At 71.0% G+C, this 4,053-nt stretch carries 5 protein-coding genes; 1 reads left to right on the plus strand and 4 read right to left on the minus strand.

The window, feature by feature from the left end:
- A partial coding sequence (locus G6021_RS09460; protein ID WP_182641146.1) for an HNH endonuclease signature motif containing protein occupies positions 1 to 893 on the plus strand: 893 nt, incomplete at its 5' end.
- A 54-nt stretch (positions 894 to 947) separates the two neighbouring features.
- Here the strand turns inward: G6021_RS09460 and G6021_RS09465 are convergent.
- The 4 genes from G6021_RS09465 to G6021_RS09480 form a co-directional block, all read right to left on the minus strand.
- Positions 948 to 1,703: an SDR family oxidoreductase gene (locus G6021_RS09465; protein WP_179525869.1), complete on the minus strand. Its 756-nt coding sequence runs from the start codon at positions 1,701 to 1,703 to the stop codon at positions 948 to 950.
- A complete protein-coding gene (locus G6021_RS09470; RefSeq protein ID WP_182640008.1) occupies positions 1,700 to 2,575 on the minus strand; it encodes a DNA-formamidopyrimidine glycosylase family protein in 876 nt (291 codons plus the stop codon). Before G6021_RS09470 ends, G6021_RS09465 begins: the two co-directional genes overlap by 4 nt.
- Positions 2,576 to 2,659: 84 nt before the next feature.
- A complete protein-coding gene (locus G6021_RS09475; protein ID WP_182641147.1) occupies positions 2,660 to 3,634 on the minus strand; it encodes a cation diffusion facilitator family transporter in 975 nt (324 codons plus the stop codon).
- A 63-nt stretch (positions 3,635 to 3,697) separates the two neighbouring features.
- Positions 3,698 to 4,053 (minus strand): hypothetical protein (locus G6021_RS09480; RefSeq protein WP_182641148.1); only part of this gene is annotated, 356 nt, incomplete at its 5' end.

Here is a 4,053-nt window from a genome sequence, read left to right on the forward strand (position 1 = left end):
CCGAACGCCGCGCCGACGCCCTGCTGGCGCTGGTGTGCGGCGACAGCCTGCACGCCGGTGGCCAGGGCCGACCCACTGCGCCGTTGCGACCCAAGATCACCGTGATCGGTCCCGGCAACGCCGGCGCGGGTGGCAACGGCGCGGGTGGCAACGGCGCCTGCGACGACGACGGGGTTCGGGTGGAGTTCACCCGCACCGGCGAGGCGGCGCTGCAGGCCCTACTGGACATGCTCGTCACCAGCGACGGAGCCAGCTTCGAGAAGGTCGACCCCCGTATCGGCGCCGCCGACGACGCCCGCCGCGCCCTGAGGTACCGGCCCGGTGCCGAGTTGGCCCGCCGCATCAGGCTGCGCGACGGTACCTGCCGCCATCCCGGCTGTGCGGTTCCGGCCGATGACTGCGACATCGATCATGTCCGCCCCTTCGACCACGCCGACCCCGCCCGCGGCGGACCCACTGAAGAGTGCAATCTGATGTGTCTGTGTCGGCGCCATCACCGGTTCAAGACGTTCTCCGACTGGATCTACGACCTGGCGCCCGATGGCACCCTCACCGTCATCACACCGGACGGGGCGACCATGACGACCCGACCATCCGGGCCGCTCGGGGTCTACCGCCGCGAGCACGCCCGCAATGAATCCCGCGCCTGGGACAGACAACAACAGCGCAACCCGGACCCGACCATCACAGGAGGGGAGACGCGCCCGGAGCCCACCTACTGGACTCGCCGTGCGGCCCGCCTGAGCGCCGAGCGTGCCCGCGCAACCGGCCCGGTCGACACCCGGCCCGGCGGCCAGAGCCGCTGGTGGAAGCGCAACGCACCGGTCTTCAGCACGGTCGAACACGAGGTCGAGGCCCTGCTCGACGACATCCTCGACCCGCCCCCCTTCTGACCCGCCTCCCTTCTGACCCGTCGCCTCTCCGGCGTGGGCGGGCGGGAGAACCCGTCAGACGAACCTGCGGCTGACCTTCTCCGGCAGAAGCGTCAGCAGTGGGCCGATCGCCTTCCAGGGCTTGGCCGGGACGAGCGCACGAGTGGGCTCGGCGTCAATCGTCCTGACCAGCGCGTCGACGCCCTCGTCGAATTCGGTCATCAGCGAGGTCTTGACCGACCGGTTGATGTCGGTGCGGATGTACCCGGGAAGGATGTCGGTGACCTTGATGCGGCTGCCGGCGCTGTCGAGCTCGGCGTGCAGACCCTGCGCCAGCGAGGAGACGAACGCCTTGGTGGCGCCGTACGTGTTCTGGGCCTTGGGCATGCCGCGCAGCGAGCTCACGGACGAGATGAACACCAGGTGCCCCTCGCCCCGCGCGTGCATCAGCTCCATCGCGGCCTCCGCCTGGTTGAGGGTGCCGATCACGTTGACCATGGCGGTCTCCCGGTTGGCGTGCGCCTTCCCCGTACCGATGGACGCCCCCTTGCCCAGCCCTGCGTTGAGGACGAAGCGGTCGATCCCGCCGAGCTCCGCGTCGAGCTCGCCGAACACCCTCTCCACCGCGTCGCCGTCGGCCACGTCGAGCTCGCGGACCGCCACCGTGATCGACGGGTTGGCCGCCAGCAACTCGGCTCGGAGTTCCTGGAGCCGGTCGAGACGCCGGGCGCACAGCGCCAGATTCCTGCCCTGTGCGGCCCAGCGACGGGCCATCCCCTCGCCGAGACCCGCGCTGGCGCCGGTGATCAGGATCGTGTTGCGGTCGGTCACAGCTTCTCCTCCGTTGGCGATGGCCCCAGTGTGGCACGCGCCGGCTGACACGACGGGCAGCGGTAGGCGATGCGATCGAGTGAATCGCTCGGCTCGTCCGGGTCGGCGAGACCACCCAGTCGGAACGTCTCCACCTCGGTCCCGCACCTGCGGCACGGCTTGCCGTCCCGCCCGTACACCCACAACTCCCGCCCGCGTCGCGTGTCCCCGGTGGTCACCCGGACCGCGCGATCGGCGTTGGCGAGGAGCATCCGCCGGGCGAGCACGACCACGGCGCGCAGATCAGGCACCGACTCCACCGGCTCCCGCGGGTCGAGGCCCCGCAGGAAACACAGTTCGGCGCGGTACACGGTGCCGATGCCGGCGAGATTGCGCTGGTCCAACAGTGCCTCCCCGATCGTCCGGGACGGCCGCTCGCCGATCCGCCGGAGCACCTCCGCGACGCTGGCGTCCGGGTCCCAGTCCCGCCCCAGCAGGTCGGGACCGAGATGCTCGACCGCCCGGTCGGCCTCGGCGGGATCCAGCGCGCGCAGCAACCCGAGCTCGGTGCCCACCACCTCGACGTCGTCGGCGCGCAGGAGCATCCGGACGGTGTGCGCTGGGAACCGCCACCGCTCCCCCGCCTTGTGGATGTGGATGCGGCCTTCCATCTTCAGGTGGATATGGAGGGTGACCGGGTCCCGACCCTGCGCGTCGGGGCCGACGACGACGAAGAGGTGCTTCCCCCGGGACCGGGCGGCCACCACGGTCCTGCCCCGCAGATCCACGGCCGCGAATCTGGGAACCCTGAGCTCGGTCCTGTCCAGGGTCCGCCCGGCCAGCGCACGGTGGACCTTCGCGGCCGCCCTGTAGACGGAATCGCCCTCCGGCACCGTTGACTCCTCTGCCCGCTGTCCGATCTACCGCTCTCCGAGTGTGCGCACCATGGTGCCCTGAACCGCCCCGGGCTGCCGGGTTCACCATCCCGGTTGTCGACACTCCACGACGCCGGCGGTCTCGAGCTGCACTGTCGCATGCTCGATGCCCTGGCCCTCCCGCAGGACGCGTCGCGCCTCGTCGAGGACTCCGGAGTGGGGCACTCCGGGGGCGGTCACGAGGTGGACGGTCCCCACGTCCATCCCCGAGGTCAGCGTCCACAGATGCAGGTCGTGCACCTCCTCGACGCCGCGTACCGACGCGAGTTCGGACTCCACCGCTGCGGGGTCGACCCCGGCGGGCGCGTGCTGGGCGAGCACCGTGACGACCTGTCTACCGAGCATGACCGCGCGGACGACGATGAACACGGCGATCGCCACGGCCACCACGAGGTCCCACACCGTCGAACCCGTCGCGCGGATGAGCAGCGCGGCCGCGATCACCCCCACCGATCCGGCCGCGTCGGCCATCACCTCGAGATACGCACCCCGCACCGCGAGACTCTCGGAGGATCCACTGCGCAGAAGGAGCAGCGAGATGATGTTGACGACCAACCCCAGTCCGCCGACGAGCAACATGGTTCCGGTGGCGACGGGGGCGTCCGACCCGAGCCGCCTGAACGCCTCGACAAGCACGTAGACGCCCATGCCGGACATGATGAGCACCGCCAGACCGGAGGCGAAGATCTCCACGCGATAATGGCCGAACGTGCGTCTCCCGGAACGGTCCGGCCGTGACGCGATCACCGTCGCCGCGAGCGCCGCGCCCAGCGCCACCACGTCCGCCGCCATGTGGCCGGCGTCGGAGAGCAGGGCCAGGGAGCCGGAGATGAGGCCCGCGACCAGCTCGACCACGAAGAACACCACGGTCAGAACGAAGGCGCACGCCAGTCTGATCCGATACCGCGCGCCGGCGTGACCGGTCGGGCGGGCGTGGCCGGAGCTGTGCGCGTGACCGGAACTGTGCGCGTGGCCGGAACTGTGCGCGTGGCTCCCGTGTGCGTGCCCGACCCCCATCTGATTCCCCTCCCGCTGACATATGCATTGATGCGCATATCTTAACTCGTCAGAACGGTTCACTCAACGCCGGATGCGCAGCCCCTTCGGGGTGGCACCGAACCCGGCGTTCTCGAAGGCGGCCGCGACGGGCGAGGTGTGGACGGGTTCGCCGGCGAGGGTGGTGACGGTCAGCGGGCCGACGGCACCTGATCGCACGACTGCGGCCAGCGCGGACGCGGCGAGCGGCACGGCCTCGGCCCGGTCGTCCAGCACGAGGACGGTCCGGCCGCCGCGTTCGACGAACAGGACACACAGCCCGTCGACCAGCACGACGAGCGCACCGGCCTTCCTGCCGGGACGGTGCCCAGATCCGCCCTCCGCAGAAGGTGGCCAGGGCAGCGCGGCGCCGTACGGGTTGGCCGGGTCCGTGGCGGCGA

This window comes from Dietzia sp. CW19 (genome assembly GCF_014145265.1).
Classification (GTDB): domain Bacteria; phylum Actinomycetota; class Actinomycetes; order Mycobacteriales; family Mycobacteriaceae; genus Dietzia; species Dietzia natronolimnaea.

Coding starts and splice junctions, on each gene's coding strand:
- G6021_RS09475 (WP_182641147.1), bottom strand. CDS start 3,634: ATGGGGGTCGGGCACGCACACGGGAGCCACGCGCACAGTTCCGGCCAC.